Genomic DNA, 22,331 nt, shown 5'->3' with positions numbered 1-22,331 from the left:
ACTTAGTTGCTAACGAAATAAGGGCGAACTTCGTCGATTAAATATTCCGGCAAATGCATAGACTGCATCGCCCCTTCAAGCATCAACATCTTACGACCACTATTGGTATTGGTAATTACCCAATATGGTGTATCTGGGATTTGTTTTGGTTTAGTATGATTACCCGCTACAAGCAATGTTCCTTCATCACGAGCAAAATACACACGAGTACGGCCTTGCAAGCTTTCGGTTGCCTGTGCAAAGCTTTCTGGATTGGTACGATAAAGCGTACGTAATATACTTAAAAAACGCACAACGGCTTTTGGCTCTTCTTTAAATTCTGTCGAATTCAATAACGCTCGAACTTTATCAACAATGTGATTTATTGCTTCATCCGATTGTTTTTTCACTGCTTTTGGCGGTTCGACAGGCTCAACTTTTGGTTGTGATGCTTCGGTTGTTTTTTCCGTTAAAACAGGCTCAGAATGCACCGCACTTTTTGGCGTTTCAGCTGACGCGACTGATTCAAAGAAATCAACCGAGCTTGTTGCGTGAGTGGGTAAATTCAACAAACGGCGAAGAATATCAGACGCACTTTCTCCAATAGATTGAGTTTGTGCCGCAATGTATTGATATAATTCTTCATCGACTTCAATTATCTTCATTTTTTTCTCTCCGTTTGTTAAAATTTTCGTCCATTATAACGATTTCTAACCAAATTCTCACGCAAAATATATGTCATCTTCCCAATTATTAAACCATCAATTTCACCAAGCAAAACAATCAATTAATTCGCCTACTTTAGTTTTCATTCACGGCTTGTTTGGGGATATGAATAATCTTGGTGTCATCGCGCGTGCATTTAGCGATAACTATAATATTTTGCGCGTAGATTTACGTAATCATGGTCATAGTTTTCATTCAGAAACAATGAATTACGATGTCATGGCTGATGATGTATGGCAACTTATCGATCATCTTCAATTAGATAAGGTTATCTTAATTGGTCATTCAATGGGTGGAAAAACAGCCATGAAAATGACCGCTCTTCAACCACAGCGCGTAGAAAAATTGGTCGTCATTGATATTGCCCCAGTCGCAAATAGCAGTGCTGGACATGATGATGTGTTCCGTGGTTTGTTTGCTGTGAAAAAAGCGCAGCCACAAACTCGTCAACAAGCTAAGCCTATTTTAGAAACTGAAATTGCCGATCCGAGTGTGGTGCAATTTATGTTGAAATCTTTTGAGCCTACTTCAAGTGAATATTTTCGTTTCAATTTGACCGCACTCTTTGAACATTATGCGGCGCTAATGGATTGGCAAGAGGTCTTCGCTAATACGCCTACACTCTTCATCAAGGGTGGACTTTCATCTTATATTAAACCTGAATATACCGAAACCATTCTAAAACAATTCCCGAATGCGACCTCCTTTACCATCAATGGTTGTGGGCACTGGGTTCATGCCGAAAAACCTGATTTTGTGATACGTGCTATTGATAGGTTTCTAAATAAGAATTAATCGTTTTAAATGAGAATTATTCTATTCAAATGAGAATTCATTTATGTTATAGTTCGCACAAATTGTGGGGCTTTGATCCCTCATCTTTTTTTCTACTCACCTAATTTTATTTCAAAAGGAAAGAACAATGGCAGTTGTCGGTTTATTTTACGGTAGTGACACAGGTAATACAGAAAACATTGCAAAAATGATTCAAAAGCAATTAGGCAACGAACTCGTTGATATTCGTGACATTGCAAAAAGCTCTAAAGAAGATATCGAAGGTTATGATTTTTTACTTTTCGGTATTCCAACTTGGTATTACGGTGAAGCACAAGCTGACTGGGATGATTTTTTCCCAACCTTAGAAGAAATTGATTTTACTGACAAATTAGTCGGTATCTTTGGCTGTGGCGATCAAGAAGACTACGCAGATTATTTCTGTGATGCGATCGGTACAGTACGAGATATCGTTGAACCACGCGGTGCGATTATTGTAGGGAACTGGCCAACGGATGGTTATACCTTTGAATCCTCAAAGGCATTATTAGATGATGGAAACTTTATCGGTTTATGTATTGATGAAGATCGTCAACCTGAACTTACTGCAGAACGCGTAGAGAAATGGACAAAACAAATCTACGATGAAATGTGTTTAGCAGAATTAGCTTAACCATCTCTAATTTAGCAAATTTAAGGGAACATTATGTCTGAAGAAAACATCAAATTACTCAAAAAAGCAGGATTAAAAATTACTGAACCTCGGCTCACTATCCTTGCATTAATGCAAGAGCATAAACATGAACATTTCTCAGCTGAAGAAGTATATAAAATCTTGTTAGAGCAAGGCAGTGATATTGGCCTTGCAACTGTATATCGCGTGCTTAACCAATTTGATGAAGCGCATATCTTGATTCGCCATAATTTTGAAGGCAACAAATCTGTTTTTGAGCTTGCACCAACAGAGCACCACGATCACATTATCTGTGAAGATTGTGGCAAAGTATTTGAGTTTACTGATAACATTATTGAACAACGTCAAAAAGAAATCAGTGAACAACATGGCATCAAATTAAAAGCACACAGTTTATATCTCTACGGCAAATGTAGCGATATCAACAAATGTGAAGAGAAAAAATAATTCTTGCGAAAAAACAAAAACCTTAGGCTAAAACCTAAGGTTTTTTATTATTTCGATTAAAAGTGCGGTCAAAATCGACCGCACTTTTGTACATTAAGCCGCTGATTTAATAATCACTTTTGAGTCATCCCAGAAATCTACCGGTGCATTTACCACCGGCTTAATAATGCCGGTACGAATAGTGAAATCACCAAAGCCTTCGTTTGCATGACGCTCATTTGCCCAGCGGCCAATCAGAGTATCAAGTTCACTGATAATTTCCGGAATCGTGATATTTTCTTTATAAAGACGTGGAATACGCACACCTTCACGATCCCCACCGATATGCAAATTGTAACGACCAATTGCTTTGCCCACCAAGCCGATTTCCGCCAACATTGCGCGGCCACATCCATTTGGGCAACCGGTAATACGTGTAACAATATAATCATCAGCCACTTGATGTTTCGCCATCACTTTATCCAGTTCATCAATAAAGCTTGGAAGAATTCGCTCTGATTCTGCCATCGCTAGTGGACAGGTTGGAAAAGAAACGCAGGACATTGAGTTTTCACGTAATTTACTCACATCATCACGAATCAAACCGTAATCACGGGCAATTTGCTCAATTTGTGCTTTATCCTCTTCCGCTACATTTGCCACGATCAGATTTTGGTTGGCGGTGATACGAAAATCGCCCTTATGAATTTTGGCAATTTCCAACACGCCACTCAGTAATTTTTTCTCATCATTATCCACCAAGCGACCGCTTTCGATAAACAGGGTCAAATGCCAGTTGTTATCAATGCCTTTTACCCAACCGATACGATCGCCGCGTTCAGTAAATTTAAACGGACGAATCGGTTCAAATGGAATACCCATACGACGTTCGACTTCGGCGCGGAAATTATCTAACCCCATGTTTTGAATGGTATAACGACTACGTGCATTTTTACGATCGCTACGGTTACCAAAATCCCGTTGGGTTGTCACCACCGCTTCCGCTGCTTTTAAGGTGTATTCCAACGGCACATAACCCAGTTCAAGGGAAATATGCGGATAGGTTTTGGTGTTGCCATGTTCAAGGGATAAGCCACCGCCAGCCAAAACATTAAAGCCAACCAAATTCCCCTTCTCATCTGCAATGGCGACAAAATCTAAGTCATTCCCGTAACAATCCACATCATTAAGTGGTGGAATCACCACGGCTGTTTTAAATTTACGTGGCAAATAAGTTTTACCGAGAATCGGTTCTTCCTGTAAAAAATCATCGCTACTTTGGACTTTCTTACCATCAATCCATACATCTAAATAACCTCGTGTACGTGGTAACAGATGTTCTGAAATTTTCTTCGCATATTCATATGCCTGCTGATGCAGTTTCGATTCAATTGGGTTCGAGGTACACAACACATTACGGTTCATATCTGAAGCCGTTGCAATGGAGTCTAATCCCAAACTATGCAATAAACGATGCATAGTTTGTAATTGGCTTTTCGGCACTCCGTGATATTGGAAAGTTTGACGATTGGTCAAACGAATCGAACGATAATAGCTGTGTTCACGGGCGAATTTATCCAATTCAATCCATTGGAATGGTTTGATAATCCCACCCGGTAAACGGCAGCGTAGCAGCATAAATTTCAACGGTTCGAGTTTTTCCTCTGCACGTTCGGCACGAATATCACGATCGTCTTGTTCATACATACCGTGGAAACGGATTAATTGAAAGTTATCCCCACGGAAACCACCGGTTAAGGAATCCTCTAAATCATCTAAAATGGTACCGCGTAAAAAGTTACTGTCAGTTTTTAAGCGTTCATTGTCAGAAAGCGGTTTTTCTTGCCATTCCAAGCCTTTTTGTTTGTTTTGCTCTGTCATTTTTTCACCCCACAAATCTAGTACACATCGCGTTGATAACGTTTTTCTTCACGCAGTTCATTTAAATAATCTTCTGCTTCATCCGGACTTAAATTGCCTTCTTTAGCAATGACTTCGAGTAATGCTTGCTCCACATCTTTTGCCATTTTGGCTGCATCACCACAGACATAAAAATAAGCGCCTTCTTGTAACCATTGCCAAAGTGCGGTCGAATTTTCACGAATTTTATCTTGCACATAGATCTTCTTCTCTTGATCACGTGACCAAGCAAAATCGTATTTATGCAAGAAGCCCTCTTTGGCAAATTGTTGCCATTCGGTTTGATAAAGGAAATCGCTGGCAAAATGCGGATTACCAAAAATCAGCCAGTTTTTACCACTCGCCTCATCGGCTACGCGTTGCTGCATAAAGGCACGGAATGGTGCTACGCCGGTACCGGAACCCACCATAATAATTGGCTTAGTCGTGTCATTTGGCAGACGGAAATTATCGTTATGCTCTACAAATACACGCACAGCGCCATCTTCTTCTACGCGATCCGCTAAAAAGCTTGAGGCTGCGCCACTACGTGCTCGACCTTCATGTTCAAAACGTACCACGCCAACGGTTAGATGCACTTCTTCCCCAACCTCTGCTGGAGAAGATGAAATGGAATACAAACGAGGCGTTAAAGGACGCAATAATGAAACCAGTTGTTCAGCGGTTAATTTTGCAGGAAATTTATGTAACACATCCACAATCGGTGTACGTTGAACCAATTCTTGCAATGCTTGATTATCCGCAACCAAATCGTTTAACTGTTCGTTATAAGCCAAAGCTGCATAGTCTTTCACAAAAGCAGGTGTGTTTTGAGTCAGCTCTAAATGCGATAAAAGTGCGGTCGAAATAGTTTGCGCTTTTCCCTCAATTGTCACTTCTGTAGTAGGATCAATCTGCGCGAGCGATAAAATTTCATCGACTAACTTAGGATCATTGTCAAACCATACACCGAGTGCATCCCCCGCTTGGTAATGAAGATCCGAACCTGCTAAATCAAATTCTAAATGACGCACATCTTTATCCGACTGACGACCGGTAATTTTCTGGTTAGTGATTAACGTTGCAGGAAATGGATTGGCTTTATTATATTGGCTTTCCTTGGCTACCGGTGCGGTTGTAGCTGTAGCAATACTTTGCACAACCGGTGAAGCCTGCGCAGCCTTTTCTTTTACGATAGCCACAATATCTCGGATCCATTGTTCCGCGGTTGCACTGTAATCTAAATCTGCATCCACTCGCTCAAATAAACGCGTCGCGCCTAATTCAGCAAAACGCTGATCAAAATCCTTGCCTGCTTGGCAGAAATTTGGATAAGAACTATCCCCTAATCCCAACACAGCAAATTGCAGTTCGGTGAGTTTTGGTGCTTTTTTACCGTTTAATAACTTATGTAATACCACGCCTTCTTCTGGTGGCTCGCCTTCACCTTGCGTGGAAGTCACTAAGAGCAGGTATTTTTCATCTGCTATGGTTTTCGCTTTGTAATCTTTTAAAGGGACACGTTTCACGGCAATACCGGCTTCAGTAAGCTCTGCAGCAACTTTATCCGCAACCGATTTGGCACTGCCGGTTTGTGATCCTGAAAGCACTGTAATTGAAAAAGGTTCTGCCGAAAGTGCGGTCAAATTTGCTGCCAAATGTTGCCCTGCGACCTGTTGTTCTACACCGGAAGCTTGCGACCATGCATAACCCGAAAGCCATGCCAATTGAAGGGGCGTTAGTGTTGGTAAGAGATTCAGTATTTCTGTTGGTAATGGATTGTTGTGTTGCATAAGTTTCCCCACAAGAAAATGAGTAATATCAGTAAATTCACATATTAAAGAAAGCGCGAGTTAGAGAATCATACCGGCTGCTACTGTGTTATAAGTTGCTTCATCAACTAAAATAAAGGCACCACCAGCGATATTTTCTTCATAAGTTGTGGCAACAATCGGTTTCTGTAAACTTAAATGCACTAGAGCAATATCATTCATCTTTAAGGCTGTAGCACCATTTTCTTGTTTGAGTGTATGAACGTTTAACACGCTTTCAATTTCACTGATTTTGGCAAATACGGTTTGCGTACCGTGTTTAAGTAAATATTTACGGGCAGTATTTAGTGGGCGTTCATCAAACCAACAAATTGTGGCTTCAAGTTGCTTTTGTGGTGTAAGTGGTGAACTTTCATCTACAAATAAATCACCACGGGAAATATCAATATCGCGATCTAAACGTAAGGTAATCACTTCCCCGGCCACTGCCTGTGTCACTTCACCTTTTGGTGTAATAATCTCGGTCACTTTAGCGGTTAATCCATTCGGTTCAATTCGAATAGCCTGTCCCAGTTGCACGGAACCGCGCTCAATTCGCCCTTGATAACCGCGGAAATCATCGGCTTTATCCGCATCCTGACGCACCACTAATTGCACCGGAAAATAGAGATCAGCATTGGAATGACCCACCTCATCCACACTCGGTAAATTTTCTAAAATGGTGAGTAAAGGTTCGCCTTGATACCAAGAGGTGCTTTCACTTGCATATACTAGGTTATCGCCAAGCAATGCAGATACCGGCACAAAATGCACATCTTTTAATCCAAGTTGTGCCGCCAATTGACGATACGCCTCTACTATGGCATTGAATTTTTCTTCGCTGTAATCCAATAAATCCATTTTGTTCACCGCCACTAAAATGTGTGGACAATTTAATTGACGTAAAATCGCTGAATGGCGTTTAGTTTGTGGTAAGAGTTGTAACGGTTTCTCATTAAAATTCAGCTGAGAAGCATCGATTAAGACGATTGCAGCAGATGCCGTGCTTGCCCCTGTCACCATGTTACGTGTGTATTGCTCATGTCCTGGGGTGTCGGCAATGATGAATTTACGTTTTGCCGTAGAGAAATAGCGATACGCTACATCAATGGTAATGCCCTGCTCACGTTCTGCTTCCAAACCATCTGTCAAAATAGAAAAATCAATGGCTTCTTTATTACCTTTCTCTTTTCCTGCGTTAAGGGTTTTGATTTGGTCGGTCAATAACGCTTTGCTATCGTAAAGTAAACGGCCGATTAAGGTACTTTTCCCGTCATCTACACTACCGGCAGTAATAAAACGAAGTGGAGTTGAATGTTGTGTCATATTTCTTCCTTATATTCTGTTAATTATTCTTTTGTATTTCATTATCTTTGAATAATGCCCCATATAAATCGCCTGAACGACTTTCAATTTTTAGAAAAATTTGTACTGTTTGAGCGTAGCGAGTTTACAAATTTTTCGTTAAGAAAATTGAAACAAAGTGAAGAGGAGCGATTTAATTGGAGTGTGTTCTTTGCTACTTTCTTGCACAAGCAAGAAAGTAGAAATACTAAAAATACCCTTCTTTTTTCCGTTTCTCCATGGCGGCTTCGCTGGCTTGGTCGTCTAGACGAGTGGCACTGCGTTCGGAAATGTCAGCAATAGCGGTTTCTTCAATGATTTCTAATGGTGTTGATGCAGTGCTCGCTACCGGACAAGTACAGCTAATATCACCCACAGTACGGAAACGAACATCCAATACTTCGCTGACTTCATTCGGCAATTTAGGGGTTAATGGTGTCACTGGCACTAATAAACCTTTTCGACGTACAACTTCGCGTTTATGGCTGTAATAGATCGGAGGCAATTCCAAATTCTCACGAGCGATATATTGCCAAATGTCTAATTCCGTCCAGTTGGAAATCGGAAACACTCGCATATTTTCGCCTTTATGCAATTTAGCATTGTATAGAGACCATAATTCTGGACGTTGTGCCTTAGGATCCCATTGGCCGAACTCATCACGGAACGAGAAAATTCGTTCTTTAGCACGAGCTTTTTCCTCATCACGGCGTGCACCGCCCATCAAAGCATCAAATCCATTCTCTGCAATGGTTTCTAATAAAGTGACCGCCTGTGCCGCATTACGCGAATCCGTTTCTTTGCGTAATACCACCGTGCCTTTGGCAATGGAATCTTCCACATGCCCAACGACTAAGCGTGCGTTAAGTTTTGCCACTTGTTCATCTCGAAATTGGATCACTTCTGGATAGTTATGTCCGGTATCAATATGTACCAAGGGAAACGGTAAATGTACCGGACGATCACCTAACTGGAATGCTTTACGGGCTAATGCCAGCAATACCACCGAATCCTTCCCACCGGAAAAAAGCAACGCCGGGTTTTCACATTCCGCAACGACTTCACGAATAATATGAATCGACTCAGCCTCGAGCCAGTCTAGATGTTGGTTATTGAGTTCAGTTTTTGTCATGTTTTGCTTCCTATATTTTTCTACTTATGTAATCCACATTCCTTACTATCTTTACTCTCCCACCACCAGCGACCAGCGCGAATATCTTCGCCCTGTTTAACTTGGCGGGTACAAGGTTCACAGCCAATACTTGGAAAACCTTGATGGTAAAGGTCGTTATAAGGCACATTGTTCGCTAAGATATAAGCCCACACATCTGTTTCTGACCAATCAAAAATAGGATTGTATTTATCAATACCACGAGACTGATCTTGCTCAGCAAAAGGGAGCGCAGTACGTGTGGCCGATTGTTCTCGACGCTGTCCGGTCAGCCACGCATCTGCGCCTTGAATCGCGCGATTTAACGGTTCGATTTTACGGATATGGCAACACTCGCGACGTAATTCCACGCTTTCATAAAAAGCAAATTTCCCTTTTTCTTCCTCGTAGCGAGTCACTTCATCAGCAATCGGCTGAAAGCGTTCTATTTGAAGATGTGGATAGACTTTCTCAAGGTTATCTAATAAATTTAACGTATCTTGATGAAGTAAACCGGTATCTAAAGTAAAAATACCAATATCTAAGTTTTCACGCGCAATGACATCGGTAATGACCATATCTTCTACAGCTAGACTGCTGGCAAAGCGTGCATCATGATGGTTATCAGCTATTTGATGTAAACGTTGCTTCAATGTGGCTGTTTTTTCTGCTAAACGATCTTGTACATCAAGGCTAACAAGTGGAATTTGCCAAAAAGTCGGTTTAAATAAACTCATCATCCACTCCTTACGCCACTTGACTGATGGTTAAACTTTCTAAGGTAAAGTGCGGTTGTTTTTCTTCGCCAAACCACGCTAATTGTTCGTGTAATTTCACCACTTCTCCCACCACAATTAAGGCGGGGGTCTCTGCTTTTTCCGCTAATTCAGCTAAATTTGCAAGTGTGCCAATCGCTGTTTTTTGAGTAAGTTGAGTGCCTTGACTAATAATCGCAACAGGCGTATTCGCATCGCGACCATATTGTTGTAAACGTTCAGCAATGACTTGCGCTTTTAACGTCCCCATATAAATAACTAAGGTTTGATGACTTCTTGCTAAGGTTTGCCATTCAATATCAGAGGCATCGGCTTTACGATGGCCGGTCACAAAAATAGCACTTTGTGCATAATCACGGTGAGTTAATGGAATGCCGGCATAGGCTGTTGCGCCAATACCCGCTGTAATACCGGGTACAACCGAAAATGGAATTTGATGTTGAGCTAATACTTCTAATTCTTCGCCACCGCGTCCAAAAACGAAAGGATCGCCGCCTTTTAAGCGCACTACTCTCTTGCCTTGTTGGGCAAGGGTTAATAACAATTGGTTGGTTTCATCTTGTGCGACAGAACGACCATTGGCACGTTTCCCCACAAAAATACGTTCTGCATCACGGCGAATCAAAGAAAGAATCTCATCAGAAACCAAGGCATCGTAAAGCACCACATCAGCTTGTTGAATTTCCTGTAAACCGTTAAGAGTTAGTAAGCCAGCATCTCCAGGACCGGCACCGACTAAAGAGACAAAACCACCTTGATAGTTATTTTCTAGCTGTTCAGCTAATTCTTGTTCAGCTTGCGCTTCCTGTTGATTTTTTATGAGATTGACAAAACGTCCACTAAACATTTTTTCCCAAAAACGGCGACGTTCGGTGACCGATGCCAATTTTGCTTTTACTTGATCACGCCATTTACCAGAAATCTCAGCGATTTTGCCTAAATGTTGTGGCAATAATGCCTCCAGTTTCTCACGTAATAAACGGGCTAATACCGGCGCCTTTCCACCACTCGAAATCGCGATTTGGATCGGATTACGATCAATAATAGAAGGGAAGATAAAGCTACAATGAGGTTGATCATCCACCACATTGACTAATTTATGTTGGCTTTCGGCTAAATGGAAAATACGGTGATTTAATACCTCATCATTTGTTGCCGCGATCACTAACATCACCGTTCTCATTTGTTCGGCATTAAATTCTTTGGCAATCCATAGCACTTTATTTTGACGTTCAAGTTCGCTTAATTCCTCATTTAATTGGCGAGCAACAATACGGACTTGCGCATTCGCTTTGAGCAACAACCCGACCTTACGAGCAGCCACAGAACCACCGCCGACAACAAGTACCGGGCGACCGGTTAAATCAGCAAAAAGTGGAAAATAATTCATGGGTATCACTCCTATTTATTCACTTTATCAGCACGTTGTGCACTGATATATAGACGATCAAATAAGCCGTTATCGACAAAATGTTGAGTATTAATCGCATCCCACGAACCAAAACGTTGGTTCACATCAAATTGATTCACTTCTGGAAAAACTGCGGTCGTTTTAGCAATAATTTTTTTATCTGTCGGCCGAAAATAATTTTTTGCGGCAAGTTCTTGTGCTGGGGTTGACCATAAATAGCTCAAATAATCATGGGAAAGTTGATGCAAACCATCTGCCTGGGTATTTTTATTCACTTCCGCTACATAAATTGGTGTGTATGCGGTAATGCTGGGATATACCACTTCAAAACTATTTTCACCTAACGTTTTAGCCGCAAGTGCGGCTTCATTTTCCGGAGCAATCAATACATCACCGATATTCCGTTGGGTGAAGGAAATACTGGCACTACGCGCCCCTGCCTCTAAAACAGGTACATTTTTAAGTAAACGCCGCATAAAATCCTGTGGTTGCTGACTATGTTGTTCGGCATAAGCTAAGGCAGATAAATAAGCAAAGCGCCCGTTCGCGGAGGTTTTAGGATTAGCAAACACCACTTTCACATCATCCCGTACCAAATCCGACCAATCTTGGATATGTTTTGGATTGCCCTTTTTGACTAAAAGAACCATCACTGAACCAAAAGGAACGGCACCATTCGGTAATACCTGCTGCCAATCAGCATTTACTAAGCCTTTTTTGACTAAAGCTTCGATATCATTACTTTGTGTCAATGTCACCACATCTGCAGGCAAGCCATTTAACACGCCGAGCACCTGTTTACTGGCGCCACCATGCGATTGTGAAATCATCACATCTGAGGGAAATTCACGTTGAAACGCGATGTTATATTCCTTATAGAAATCACGAATCACGTCATAGGACACATTCAGTAGCACCGTTTTTTGTTCCGTACTGGTATGCCATAAACAAGCTGCCAAGCCGAAAGAAAGCACTGAAAATAAAGCGATTTTTTTCATTTTTACTCTCCTCCGTTATTACCCTCAATTTCGTGTGGCTAAATTTATATCGCAAAATGTTAAGTACAAAAAATAACGAAAAAGCATTTTATAGAACAAAATGAAATATAAAACATAAAACCAAACGTTTTCTTATTTCTCTTTGGAATATTAAATAAATTTCCGTTCTTTGCCATTATGGAAAAGAGCGGTTATTTTTTTGAACATTTCAAAACGCTTACAAAGTTTAGGTATTTATCTGTTGTGAAGGTGGGATAATGAAAACCGTATTACCAGGATTTAAACGAAGTATGTTAATTACATTAGCCTGGCTCGGCTCAATGGTATTGTTGCCATTAACATTACTTGTGCTCACTGCCTGGCAGTTAAAATGGGCTGATATCGTTCAAATCATCACGAGTGAACGAGTGATCTCATCCTTAACGCTATCCTTTGAAATGGCAGCAATCGCGACGTTAATTAATATCGTTTTTGGCTTTTTATTGGCATGGGTTTTAGTGCGTTATGACTTTCCAGGTAAGAATCTCGTCAATGCGTTGGTAGATTTACCTTTTGCTTTACCCACTGCCGTTGCCGGTATCGCACTTGCCTCGCTTTATGCTCCGACTGGACTGATTGGGCAATGGCTAAGCCATTTAGAGATTCAACTCGCTTATACTCCAAGTGGTATTGCGATTGCGCTGATTTTTGTCAGCTTGCCTTTTACCGTTCGAGCGATCCAACCCGTATTAGCAAATCTCGATCCTAGCTATGAAGAAGCGGCTCAAATTTTAGGTGCATCCAGATTAACAACATTGCGAAAAGTCATTATCCCAGCGGTATTGCCAGCATTAATAGGCGGTGCAGGTATGGGATTTGCACGATCGCTTGGTGAATATGGCTCAGTCATTTTTATTGCGGGTAATGTGCCACTCGTCTCAGAAATTGCACCATTGATTATTATGTCAAAACTTGATTTGTATGACGTGCAAGGCGCATCTGTGGTTGCATTATTAATGCTTGCCATTTCATTTCTGTTGATTTTATTCATTAACTTAGCGCAATGGTCTGTTGCCAAACGCATTAGTCCAATTCGATAAGAGGTATTTATGAAAACCCAATCGTGGCAAAAATGGATCTTAATTCTGACCGCACTCAGTTTTTTTACGATCATCTTATTGCTCCCATTATTTACCGTATTCTATTCAGCCCTTGAACAAGGAATTGGTCTATTTTTCGCTGCATTAAAAGAACCGGAAGCCTTAGCGGCTATTTGGCTTACGATCAAAGTCTCTTTAATTGTATTACCTATTAACATTTTTATCGGTGTGATTATGGCTTGGGCTATTGCTTATTTTGACTTTAAGGGGAAAAGCTTATTAACCGCACTACTCGACCTCCCCTTTTCCATTTCACCAGTGGTTGTAGGATTAATGTTCTTACTGTTGTTTGGGTTAGATGGACTTTGGGGCGCATGGCTTGCTGAACACCATATTCGTTTTATGTTTGCAACACCAAGCATTGTTATCGTGACCTTATTCGTCACCTTTCCACTTATTGCAAAATCATTAATTCCAACCATGTCAGCCCAAGGCACAAGTGAGGAACAAGCTGCGTTAATCTTAGGTGCATCCACTTGGCAACTTTTCTGGCACGTAACGCTACCAAAAATAAAATGGGCATTAATTTATGGGGTGATTTTAAGTAACGCTCGTGCAATGGGTGAATTCGGTGCTGTCAGTGTTGTATCTGGGCATATTCGCGGTTTGACTAATACAATCCCGCTTTATGTAGAAATCAGTTACAACGAATATCAATTTATTGCCGCATTTGCTTGCGCCAGTTTATTGGCATTAATCGCAGTGGGAACACTGGGATTGCAAAACGTAGTGAGATATGTGGAAAAGAAAAAAATCCAATAATAACAACAGGAACACAATACATGACAATCAAAATCCAGCAACTAAACAAACACTTTGGACAGTTTCATGCGTTGAAAGATATCAATCTCAGCTTTCCGGAAAATCAGCTAACCGCCTTGCTTGGACCAAGTGGTTGTGGAAAAACAACGCTATTACGGATCATTGCCGGATTAGAATTTGCTGATAATGGACACATTTGGTTTGGTGAAAAAGAGGTGACTCAACTTTCTGCTGCTGAACGAGGTGTTGGCTTTGTGTTTCAGCATTATGCACTATTTCAAAATATGACCGTCTTTGACAATGTCGCTTTTGGCTTAACAGTGAAAACTCGTAGAGAACGTCCCTCTGCAGAAGAAATTCGTGAAAAAGTCACCGCACTTTTAAAGCTAGTAAAACTTGAATGGCTAGCCGATCGCTACCCTAATCAACTTTCTGGTGGACAAAAACAACGTATAGCCTTGGCTCGCTCCCTTGCTGTTCAACCGAAAGTCTTACTACTTGATGAACCCTTTGGTGCATTGGATGCCCAAGTTCGTAAAGAATTACGCCGTTGGCTGCGAGAATTGCAACATGAACTCAATGTGACCAGTATTTTCGTTACCCATGATCAAGATGAAGCATTAGATATGTCTGATCGCATTGTGGTGATGAATAAAGGTCAAGTGGAGCAAATTGATGAGCCTAGCCAAATCTATCATGCACCACAAACCCCTTTCGTCACGCAATTTGTGGGGGATGTTAATGTGTTCCACGGACACATTGATCAAGGCAATTTAGTCATTGGTGAATTTGCTCATAATTTACAAACATATAGCAATGCGACTCATGCAGTCAATAACCAATCTGCAACGGCTTATATTCGCCCTTACGAACTGACGCTTTCGCGTGAATCTCATAATGCCTTAGCGAGTGGTACAATTCGTCATATTAATGCTATTGGTTTTATCGTGAGAATTGAAGTAGAAAGTTCGCAAACGGAACAACCGATTGAGGTGATTCTTACCAAAGAAAACTATCTCAATGCGCAGTATAAAATAGGTGATCACGTTTATCTCGTGCCGGATAAATTAAATCTATTTCAAGAAATGAATATTTAGAAAAGTAAAAGCGCGGTCAAAATCTACCGCACTTTTTCCAATTTAAAAGAGAAAATTATTTTTTACCTAATTGTGGTAAAACGGAATCTTTCCCTGCTGTTAAGAGACCTACTTGAGAGTAGATACTTAATTTTCCGCGCGTATCCGCTACGTCTAAGTTACGCATGGTTAATTGACCAATACGATCGATTGGATCAAATGGTGCATTTTCCACTTTTTCCATACTTAAACGTTCTGCTGCATAAGTTAAGTTTGGTGATTCAGTATTTAAGATTGAGTAGTCATTACCACGACGAAGTTCTAATGTCACTTCACCTGTAATCGCACGAGCGACCCAACGTTGTGCTGTTTCACGTAACATCAATGCTTGTGGATCAAACCAACGACCTTGATATAATAAACGACCTAAACGTAAACCATTGATACGATATTGTTCAATGGTATCTTCATTGTGAATACCGGTGACTAAACGCTCATAAACAATGTGGAATAATGCCATTCCCGGTGCTTCATAAATACCACGTGATTTTGCTTCAATAATACGGTTTTCAATTTGGTCTGACATGCCTAAACCATGACGACCACCAATACGATTTGCTTCTAAGAAAAGCTCTACTACGTTGTCAAATGTTTTACCATTTAAGGCAACTGGCACACCTTCTTCAAAACGAACAGTCACCACTTCTGGTTTCACTTGAACATTTTCATCCCAGAATGCTACGCCCATAATTGGTTTCACAATTTTAATGCCTGTGCTTAACTCTTCTAAGTCTTTCGCTTCATGTGTCGCACCTAACATATTAGAGTCAGTTGAATACGCTTTTTCTACTGACATTTTGTAGTCAAAACCATTTTCGATTAAGAATTTTGACATTTCAAAACGACCACCTAACTCATCGATGAATTGTTGATCTAACCATGGTTTGTAAATTTTTAAATTTGGGTTGGTTAATAAACCATAACGATAAAAACGCTCAATATCATTACCTTTAAAAGTTGAACCATCTCCCCAGATATTCACATCATCTTCTTTCATTGCTGCAACAAGCATCGTACCTGTTACCGCACGACCAAGTGGTGTGGTGTTGAAATAGGTTGCTCCACCAGTCGAAATATGGAATGCACCACATTGAATAGCCGCGATCCCTTCATGGGCTAACTGCGCACGACAATCCACTAAACGCGCATTTTCCGCACCATATTCCATCGCTTTTTTCGGAATTGCATTGTAATCATCTTCATCTGGTTGACCTAAGTTTGCTGTATAAGCATAAGGTACTGCACCTTTTTGACGCATCCAAAGTAATGCCGCACTGGTATCGAGCCCGCCTGAAAAAGCGATACCAACTTTTTGACCTTTAGGTAAATGTTGCAGAATCGTATTTGACATATTTTATTTCCTTCATTGTGGTTATGGTGAGTGAGTCTTTAAAAAGTGCGGTCAAAAATCACTGCGCTTTTCTAACATATCATCGGGATTTGGATAACAATAAGCGAAGCCTAAATCTCGACAAATTTTATCTGCCATAATGATTCGTTTCAGATCCGAATCACTACAATCGAATTGTGGTATGGATAAATCATAAAATACCGCTGCTTTTGTGTAATATTCTGCTCGAGTAGGATGAATTGGCGCGCAAAGATGGTAAGTTCGCAATCCATTTGGATTCATGAGTAAGGCGCTAATAGCTTGAATGCAATCCTCTAGATGCACCAAATTAACAGGTGAATTACCCTGTTTTAAATTGCGTTTTCCTGCTAAGAATTTAACCGGATGGCGTTGTTTACCAATTAATCCTGCAAGTCGAAGAATATCGCAATGCGATATTCCTGATTGGAACAAGCACTTCTCAGCTTTTATCAGGGTTTTTCCAATTTCTGTTTCAGCTGAAAGTGGAGAACTTTCATCAAATTGCCCCGAAATATCAGGAAAAACAGAAGTTGAACTGGTAAAAATCAAGTGCTGTACACCTTGTTTCTTTGCTTGATTAGCTAAAAAAGCAAGATGTTGACAATACTGTTGAGAAGAAAAACGGCTAGGTGGTAAGGTGATAATGAGAGCATCTACATTAAAAAGAGTGCAATTATGGTCTGGTAAATGCTTCATTTCATCAGAAAGAGAAAAAGGATAAGTTTCAATACCTAGCTGATGCAATTTTTGAGCATCCTCAGGGGATTGTTTTGATCCTTTTACACACCAACCAAGCTCTTTTAAGTGCAGCGCCAGCGGTAAGCCTAACCAACCTAAACCAACTATTGCAACAGATTTCATACTCTTTTATTCACAATATTTTATCCATAAAAATCCCTGCCATTCTAAAGCATAGCAGGGAGTTTGTTAATGTTATTTTGTTAATAAATCCAACGCCTCTTGATATTTAGCAACTGTTTTTTCAATCACTTCTTTTGGTACTTTAGGCGCTGGCGGTTGTTTATTCCAACCACTTTGCTCTAACCAATCTCGTACAAATTGCTTATCAAATGAGGGCGGATTTGTGCCTTCTTTATAAGTATCAACTGACCAAAAACGACTAGAATCAGGTGTTAATACCTCATCCATTAAAGTGAGCGTACCATTTTCATCTAAACCAAATTCAAATTTAGTATCACAAATAATAATACCTTTAGTCAGCGCATATTTGGCAGCCTCAGTATAAAGCGCTATCGCTTTTTCTCTCACTTTTGCCGCCAATTCTACTCCAATAGCTTTTTCACATTCTTCATAGCTAATATTGATATCGTGATTACCCACTTCTTCTTTACTTGATGGTGTGAAAATCGGCTCTGGTAATTTACTTGCCTCAACTAATCCTTCTGGTAATTTCAAACCACAAATGGTGCCCGTTTGCTTATAATCTTTTAGCCCGCTACCTGTTAAATAACCACGCACGATAGACTCAATTTTAATTGGTTTCAAACGCTTACATACCACTGCACGATCTTTCACTAAATCAGCTTCTTCTTTTGGTAACACATCATAAACTGAATCGTCTGTAAAATGATTCGGCATAATATGCGCTAACTTATTGAACCAAAAATTGGAAATTTGAGTCAGGATTTCACCTTTGCGTGGGATAGGATCATCTAAAATTACATCAAATGCAGACAAACGGTCACTGGCTACCATTAACATTCGTTTATCATCGATCTCATAAAGATCACGCACTTTTCCCGAATAGATTTTTTTTAGACTAAGTTGTGTCATTGCTTGCACCTTTAATTATAAGAATAAAAAATCGGTGGATATTGTACCGCACTTTTTGCGCAAACGTTTGCTTTTTTTTTGTAAAAATAAAAGCGAATAAAAAACAGGCTTTAAAGCCTGTTTTTTTGTATATCACTGGTCGTCTTATCGCCAAATTGCCCCTTTGGTTTTGGCTCCTCGAGTATTGATATTTGTTTTGATTGCACCTTTTAAATTGGCACCAGTAAGATCTGCACCTGCTAAGTTCGAATTAGTCAAATTAGCGCCTTTTAAGTTAGCTTTATGAAAGTTAGCCCCACTTAAATTTGTATTTGTGAAATCAGCCCCTTGTAAATTTGCATTGCTGAAGTTTGCATTAGCAAGATCTGAATTGGTAAATGATTGCCCTGCTAAATCTTGACCTGAGAAATCTTGTCCACCTAAAGCGGCATTAACTTTATCTGAAGATGAACTGCCACTAGAGATATATGTTGTTTCACCATTGTGAGTAATAACGATGCCATTTACGACCGCACTTTTTTTGCCCGAGATAGTTTGTACTGATTCTCCACCATCTGTTGCGCTATTAACAATTCTACCATTTACTGTAACTGATTGATTATTATCAGTTTGAGCATAGCTTGATAATGCTGCAAAACCAAATAATGTGATAGCTAATTTTGAATAAACGTGTTTCATGTTTACCTTCCTTCATGTTTACTTTAAATAAATTAACGACTTGGTTCCAAAGTTAATAACCCTTCTAATGGATCATCTTCCTGTAAGGTTGCTATAGCTTTTGTGGCTTTTTCTGTATCAAAGCCAGCAATATTATTTTCAGTTTTAACTGTATGTGTATGATGTGCATCCTGTTGAACTACGACAGGGCTTGGAAGCATATTTGACATTCTTTGCATCCACATACTATTAATATTGCCGCCCGTTGTTCTTCTTGATAACAAGAGCGGCAATACTTTTTGTGCTTCACTACTGCCCTGCTCTGCAGCTAATTGATATAACCGAATTGCTTCGCCAAAATTCACTGCTACTCCCACACCTTTATGGAAGCGAACCGCCAAGTCGTAGCTCGCTCCAGCATCACCAGCTTGAGAGCGTTCTCTTAATTCCCCAATCACACCAGTATTTGCTGGTGAAGAAACAGTCTTAGGCACTGTTTGAATGGCTGGCTCAGATTGACGATTTGAGATAACGCGCTGATTTTGTCTTGCAGCCGCGCTTCCTAAACTAATCGCTTTTTCATTCCAGCGCTGTGCTAATGCATAATTCCCTTTTTGAAAATGGAAGTTAGCCAAGGCATTAGCAGCGACATAATCTCCCATCACCGCAGCATCATTAACTAATCGTTCAGCCTTTGCATTAAATTGACTTAAACCTTTTTGGTATTTTTCTAATAGACCTTGCAAATATATTGCTCGAGCATATTTTAGCGAAGCAACTTGTGCTAAATATTGATTAGCTCTTGCAAAATCTCTCGGTAAATTACCACTAAATAGCAAATAGGCATTCGCCATTAACGCCTTTGGATTATTTTGCAAGACAAAATGTTCGAATTCATCATAAGCATTTTGATAATCCTTATTACGGTAACTTTCATAAGCAAATGCTAGAGAAAATCCCGTATTTTGCTCTTGCTGAACTGCTGGACTCTTCGGCTCAATCGATTTATTAATCACAATTTGAGCGTAAGAAGCTGGAATTCCTGCCAGTAAGGCATAAACAAATAATTTAGATGTTGAATATTTTTTTGACATATCGACCTCCAGGATTATTTGTTTACTTCACTTGATAACTAACTGTTTTGGTACCTTTTAAATCATCGCCAAAGATTGCTTTTAATTGCTCAGATAAGGCATTCATATCCTTCACTTTAAGCGGATTAAATGCATCACCGAAGTTAGTTTGAAGCTTATTGGCCACACTATAATATGAGGCCATACACATCACACTTTCTTTACCTTTTTCATTTAAACTTAAAGTAAATGCATCAGAACCCGGAATTTTTAGCGAATTATTCTTAGAAGTTATACTCTCTCCTTGAACAGGATTTGGATAAACCTGAGTAATACTTTTCGATGCATCTTGGTAGAAACACGCTAAATAAGTTGAATCTCTATCTACATTAACATCTAACTCTAATGTATCACCACGACGATATGATGATTTATTTAAGTTAATCCCAACATTAATTGGTGCATCTTTATCAGAATTTAGTACTGGATATCCACCACGAGGCTGATCTTCTTTATCATCTGATGGTTCTAGTCCTACTTTTTTAAAGTTACCATTTGCATCTGTTTTTACATAATTTTTCATTAAGCGTTCATAGCTTTCGAAATTAATGAAACCAGAAGGGGTTGCTTTATTATCTTTTTGGAATGCAGATAGTGCCTCACGAAATTCTTTTGAACTCTTACCATCGACTTTACCGCTGTAATAACCTAAGTTTTTCAAGCCAGTTTGGAAGAATTTCACCTTACTACTATCTCCCATTCCACCATACCAATCTAATAATTCACGTTGGAACTCAGGATGAGCTTGATCAAGTGATAAACATTGCCAGTAAGGAACTTTGGTTAATTTACCCACTAATTCTATTGTACCTAAATCAACGAGGGTTCTCATTGAACCACCTAACCCTTGGGAAAGTGCTCTCTCTAAAGAAAACTGAACACCTGTTTTCTTAATTTTAGCTCCAGCATCTAACCCTAGACCTTTACCTGCAGCTACAATTTCATTAGACGAATCAATACCAGGATAAAGCGTACGGGTTAAAAAATCCCCCATATGTAACTCTAGACCCAGTGCGGTTGTCATCAAATCACCTGAAATACCAACTTCACCATCTTCAGCATAAGAAAGTCCTAAGTTATTAGACTTACGTAATACATTTTGATCCACATAAGATACTGCCCCTGAAATATAAAGTTGAGGCGCCGGAATTTGCATACTTCCCGTTGGTAATAAAAGATTTGTTAACGTCTGAACGGTATCTTGCTTTAAAGGATCGATTTCAAAATCAGCGACTTTAAATGCCCCACTGGTTTTTGACATTTGTGATAATGCAGTCATAATCATTTCACTTGCCGCTACGCCTGCTTTCGTTGATGGATCTTTAATTGTTTTCACTGCAATAACAGTTTCACTCACATTACTTTGACGTAATAAATCGTCCATACAGTTTAAACTATCACTAAAACTTGATATTGATCTAACTGGTTCTACTGCAGGGAGGTTATGAGTCGTTGTTGAGCCAATATATGGTCTATCTTCTTTTAGATTTGTAGCAGATAAAGAACACCCAACTAGATTAGAAATCAAAACATAAGAAATAAGAGTTCTAGAAAATTTCATAAGATACCTTAAGTTATTATTAATTATTTACAGACATTAATTACATCGCCTTTAACAACGACAACATTATTATTCTTATTTTTAGGACCATATCGACCAGAACTAGCGCCTTTTTGAGCAGCAACATTTCCAATATTTGTAGAACAATTTTTAGAACGTCCTCCAAAAGAACGGCCACTTGAAGTATTGCTATATTGAGAAACACTATTCTCAGCCTCATCCTCCATCTCTATACCCATGCCTATCCTGGACCATTTTTGAGCCTGAACTTCATGAACTTTTGCTTTATCTAACGGGCCTAACCCTTTTCTTGGTACGAGTTCCCCATTTCCAGCAAAAGCACTAAGAGATAAAAAACATGAAATCCCAAATAGCATCAATATATTAAAAACTTTCATGACTTTGTCCCCAACAGAATTTTAAAATATATAAAAAATTGGTTATTGGATAACCAATAACCAATTTATTTATGACTATTCGCTGCTATTAGAACTTAAGTTTTGTACAGACGTACTTCCACCAACCGCGGTGTTAGCTACTGCACCTTGAATATTAGTGGTTTGTACGTTGTTACCACCAATAGTTACTTTACCGTGGTTAGATGAAATGTTTTGGGTTGCTTTACTACCGCCAACTGCCGTATTAGCTACTGCACCTTGAATATTAGTGGTTTGCGAGTTGTTACCACCAATTTTCACTGCAGCATTAGTAGATAAGGCTAAACTTGCTGCAAGGATTGCTGCTGCACTAATTTTAACTAAGTTTTTCATTGTTTTTCCTCTTTAAAAG

The 22,331-nt window shown here is 39.7% G+C and carries 22 protein-coding genes; 6 read left to right on the top strand and 16 right to left on the bottom strand.

Annotation, left to right across the window (positions count from 1 at the left end; all coding sequences use genetic code 11):
- Window positions 1-2 precede the first annotated feature (2 nt).
- The gene (gene seqA / locus DPV85_RS03195; protein WP_111327025.1) at window positions 3-644 is read right to left on the bottom strand and encodes a replication initiation negative regulator SeqA; all 642 of its coding nucleotides are present in this window, start codon (window positions 642-644) and stop codon (window positions 3-5) included.
- Between the two features lie 70 nt (window positions 645-714).
- Here seqA and DPV85_RS03190 point away from each other — a divergent pair, with 70 nt between their 5' ends.
- From DPV85_RS03190 to fur, 3 genes are all read left to right on the top strand, one after another.
- Window positions 715-1,500, top strand: coding sequence for an alpha/beta fold hydrolase (locus DPV85_RS03190; protein ID WP_049374574.1), 786 nt, complete (start codon window positions 715-717; stop codon window positions 1,498-1,500).
- A gap of 127 nt (window positions 1,501-1,627) precedes the next feature.
- The gene (fldA, locus tag DPV85_RS03185; RefSeq protein WP_049362803.1) at window positions 1,628-2,152 is read left to right on the top strand and encodes a flavodoxin FldA; all 525 of its coding nucleotides are present in this window, start codon (window positions 1,628-1,630) and stop codon (window positions 2,150-2,152) included.
- A 33-nt stretch (window positions 2,153-2,185) separates the two neighbouring features.
- A complete protein-coding gene (gene fur, locus DPV85_RS03180; RefSeq protein ID WP_049366031.1) occupies window positions 2,186-2,620 on the top strand; it encodes a ferric iron uptake transcriptional regulator in 435 nt (144 codons plus the stop codon).
- 93 nt (window positions 2,621-2,713) lie between these two features.
- Here the strand turns inward: fur and cysI are convergent, their stop codons facing one another.
- The 7 genes from cysI to DPV85_RS03145 form a co-directional block, all read right to left on the bottom strand.
- On the bottom strand, window positions 2,714-4,480 hold the full coding sequence (gene cysI, locus DPV85_RS03175) for an assimilatory sulfite reductase (NADPH) hemoprotein subunit (protein WP_111327024.1): 1,767 nt from the start codon (window positions 4,478-4,480) through the stop codon (window positions 2,714-2,716).
- A 17-nt stretch (window positions 4,481-4,497) separates the two neighbouring features.
- On the bottom strand, window positions 4,498-6,291 hold the full coding sequence (locus DPV85_RS03170; protein WP_111327023.1) for an assimilatory sulfite reductase (NADPH) flavoprotein subunit: 1,794 nt from the start codon (window positions 6,289-6,291) through the stop codon (window positions 4,498-4,500).
- Between the two features lie 60 nt (window positions 6,292-6,351).
- A complete protein-coding gene (cysN, locus tag DPV85_RS03165) occupies window positions 6,352-7,635 on the bottom strand; it encodes a sulfate adenylyltransferase subunit CysN (protein ID WP_111327022.1) in 1,284 nt (427 codons plus the stop codon).
- 226 nt (window positions 7,636-7,861) lie between these two features.
- Window positions 7,862-8,785, bottom strand: a complete 924-nt coding sequence (gene cysD, locus DPV85_RS03160; protein WP_049362808.1) for a sulfate adenylyltransferase subunit CysD — start codon at window positions 8,783-8,785, stop codon at window positions 7,862-7,864.
- A gap of 20 nt (window positions 8,786-8,805) precedes the next feature.
- Window positions 8,806-9,540 carry a phosphoadenylyl-sulfate reductase gene (locus tag DPV85_RS03155; RefSeq protein ID WP_111327021.1) on the bottom strand — a complete coding sequence of 245 codons (735 nt, stop codon included), beginning with the start codon at window positions 9,538-9,540 and terminating at the stop codon, window positions 8,806-8,808.
- Window positions 9,541-9,550: 10 nt separating this feature from the next.
- Window positions 9,551-10,969: a siroheme synthase CysG gene (gene cysG / locus DPV85_RS03150; protein ID WP_111327020.1), complete on the bottom strand. Its 1,419-nt coding sequence runs from the start codon at window positions 10,967-10,969 to the stop codon at window positions 9,551-9,553.
- A gap of 11 nt (window positions 10,970-10,980) precedes the next feature.
- A complete protein-coding gene (locus tag DPV85_RS03145) occupies window positions 10,981-11,988 on the bottom strand; it encodes a sulfate ABC transporter substrate-binding protein (RefSeq protein ID WP_111327019.1) in 1,008 nt (335 codons plus the stop codon).
- A 257-nt stretch (window positions 11,989-12,245) separates the two neighbouring features.
- On the opposite strand from DPV85_RS03145, the gene cysT reads away from it, so the two are divergent.
- From cysT to DPV85_RS03130, 3 genes are read left to right on the top strand one after another with little or no spacing between them, the layout of a single operon-like run.
- On the top strand, window positions 12,246-13,067 hold the full coding sequence (cysT, locus tag DPV85_RS03140) for a sulfate ABC transporter permease subunit CysT (protein ID WP_111327018.1): 822 nt from the start codon (window positions 12,246-12,248) through the stop codon (window positions 13,065-13,067).
- 9 nt (window positions 13,068-13,076) lie between these two features.
- Window positions 13,077-13,889, top strand: a complete 813-nt coding sequence (gene cysW, locus DPV85_RS03135) for a sulfate ABC transporter permease subunit CysW (RefSeq protein ID WP_111327017.1) — start codon at window positions 13,077-13,079, stop codon at window positions 13,887-13,889.
- Between the two features lie 20 nt (window positions 13,890-13,909).
- The gene (locus DPV85_RS03130; protein WP_111327016.1) at window positions 13,910-14,986 is read left to right on the top strand and encodes a sulfate/molybdate ABC transporter ATP-binding protein; all 1,077 of its coding nucleotides are present in this window, start codon (window positions 13,910-13,912) and stop codon (window positions 14,984-14,986) included.
- 55 nt (window positions 14,987-15,041) lie between these two features.
- Here the strand turns inward: DPV85_RS03130 and argG are convergent, their stop codons facing one another.
- The 8 genes from argG to DPV85_RS03090 all read right to left on the bottom strand — a co-directional run bounded on the left by argG (window position 15,042) and on the right by DPV85_RS03090 (window position 22,312).
- Complete coding sequence (gene argG / locus DPV85_RS03125) at window positions 15,042-16,376, bottom strand: argininosuccinate synthase (protein WP_111315450.1); 1,335 nt, start codon at window positions 16,374-16,376, stop codon at window positions 15,042-15,044.
- Between the two features lie 51 nt (window positions 16,377-16,427).
- Window positions 16,428-17,258, bottom strand: a complete 831-nt coding sequence (locus tag DPV85_RS03120) for an SDR family oxidoreductase (RefSeq protein WP_111327015.1) — start codon at window positions 17,256-17,258, stop codon at window positions 16,428-16,430.
- A gap of 72 nt (window positions 17,259-17,330) precedes the next feature.
- Window positions 17,331-18,191: a phosphoribosylaminoimidazolesuccinocarboxamide synthase gene (locus DPV85_RS03115; protein ID WP_111327014.1), complete on the bottom strand. Its 861-nt coding sequence runs from the start codon at window positions 18,189-18,191 to the stop codon at window positions 17,331-17,333.
- 144 nt (window positions 18,192-18,335) lie between these two features.
- Complete coding sequence (locus DPV85_RS03110) at window positions 18,336-18,869, bottom strand: pentapeptide repeat-containing protein (protein WP_111327013.1); 534 nt, start codon at window positions 18,867-18,869, stop codon at window positions 18,336-18,338.
- Between the two features lie 32 nt (window positions 18,870-18,901).
- Window positions 18,902-19,942 carry a tetratricopeptide repeat protein gene (locus tag DPV85_RS03105; protein ID WP_111327012.1) on the bottom strand — a complete coding sequence of 347 codons (1,041 nt, stop codon included), beginning with the start codon at window positions 19,940-19,942 and terminating at the stop codon, window positions 18,902-18,904.
- A 22-nt stretch (window positions 19,943-19,964) separates the two neighbouring features.
- Window positions 19,965-21,365, bottom strand: a complete 1,401-nt coding sequence (locus DPV85_RS03100; protein ID WP_111327011.1) for a DUF4384 domain-containing protein — start codon at window positions 21,363-21,365, stop codon at window positions 19,965-19,967.
- A 200-nt stretch (window positions 21,366-21,565) separates the two neighbouring features.
- Window positions 21,566-21,940, bottom strand: a complete 375-nt coding sequence (locus DPV85_RS03095) for a hypothetical protein (RefSeq protein ID WP_111327010.1) — start codon at window positions 21,938-21,940, stop codon at window positions 21,566-21,568.
- A 75-nt stretch (window positions 21,941-22,015) separates the two neighbouring features.
- Window positions 22,016-22,312 (bottom strand): hypothetical protein, encoded by a 297-nt coding sequence (locus DPV85_RS03090; protein WP_111327009.1) that lies wholly within the window; start codon window positions 22,310-22,312, stop codon window positions 22,016-22,018.
- Between the last annotated feature and the right edge of the window lie 19 nt (window positions 22,313-22,331).

The sequence above is a fragment of the Haemophilus parainfluenzae genome (genome assembly GCF_003252725.1).
GTDB classification, from domain to species: Bacteria; Pseudomonadota; Gammaproteobacteria; order Enterobacterales; family Pasteurellaceae; genus Haemophilus_D; species Haemophilus_D parainfluenzae_L.
Note: the sequence above shows the minus strand (reverse complement) of the source record. Positions and strands in the feature narration are given on the sequence as shown.